Annotated in this window: 1 protein-coding gene; it reads left to right on the top strand. The window is 74.8% G+C overall.

Annotated elements, in window-relative coordinates:
• The coding region (locus KS423_RS45580; protein WP_224285528.1) for a DEAD/DEAH box helicase at positions 1–1,316 on the top strand (1,316 nt) is incomplete at both ends.

The raw sequence follows: 1,316 nt of genomic DNA on the forward strand, positions 1-1,316 counted from the left end.
CGGCCCGCCGTCGCGCCCGAGGCCGCCGACTTCACCGTGGTCCAGGGCACCCCGGCCCGGCCCCCGGCGGCGTCCTTCGCCGAGCTCGAACTGCCCAAGGCGATCCTCTCCGCGCTCGGCCGCGAGGGCGTCACCGAGCCGTTCCCGATCCAGGCCGCCACGCTGCCCGACTCGATCGCCGGGCGCGACGTGCTCGGCCGCGGCCGCACCGGCTCCGGCAAGACCCTGGCCTTCGGCCTGCCGCTGCTCGCCCGCACCGCCGGGCGCCGCGCCGACGCCCGGCACCCGCTGGCGCTCGTCCTGGTGCCCACCCGCGAGCTGGCCCAGCAGGTCACCGAGGCGCTCACCCCCTACGCGACCGCCGTCAACCTGCGGATCACCACGGTCGTCGGCGGCATGTCGATCAACAAGCAGGCCAACGCGGTGCGCCGCGGCACCGAGGTGCTGGTGGCCACCCCGGGCCGGCTGGACGACCTGATCGGGCGCGGCGACGTCAATCTCTCCGACGTCGCGATCACGGTCCTCGACGAGGCCGACCAGATGGCCGACATGGGCTTCCTGCCGCAGGTCAGCAAGCTGCTGGAGCAGGTCGCCGAGGGCGGACAGCGGATGCTGTTCTCCGCCACCCTGGACCGCAACGTCGACCGGCTGGTCAAGCGCTTCCTGGCCGACCCGGTGACCCACTCGGTCGACCCCTCGGCCGGCGCGGTCACCACCATGGACCACCACGTGCTCCAGCTGGAGCCGACCGACAAGGCCTCCGCCACCGCGCACATCGCCTCCCGCGACGGCCGCGTGATCATGTTCGTGCACACCAAGCACGGCGCCGACCGGCTGGCCAAGCAGCTGCTCGCCAACGGCGTGAAGGCCGCCGCCCTGCACGGCGGCAAGTCCCAGCCGCAGCGCAACCGGGTCCTGGACCAGTTCCGGGACGGCCACGTCACCGCGCTGATCGCCACCAACGTCGCCGCCCGCGGCATCCACATCGACGGCCTGGACCTGGTCGTCAACGTCGACCCGCCGGTCGACCACAAGGACTACCTGCACCGTGGCGGCCGCACCGCCCGGGCCGGCGAGTCCGGGACGGTCGTCACCCTGGTGCTGCCCGAGCAGCGCCGCGAGGTCAACCGGCTGATGACGGTGGCCGGCATCCGCCCGACCGTCACCAAGATCCGCCCGGGCGACGCCGACCTGGCCCGGATCACCGGCGCCCGCACGCCCAGCGGCGTCCCGGTGACGCTGGCCGTGCCGGTCGTCGCGGACCAGGCCGCGTCCGGCGGAGCGGCCCAGGCCGGCGCCGACAAGCCCGCCGGGGC

Origin of the sequence: Streptomyces sp. LS1784 (assembly GCF_020103755.1) — a bacterium.
Taxonomy (GTDB): domain Bacteria; phylum Actinomycetota; class Actinomycetes; order Streptomycetales; family Streptomycetaceae; genus Kitasatospora.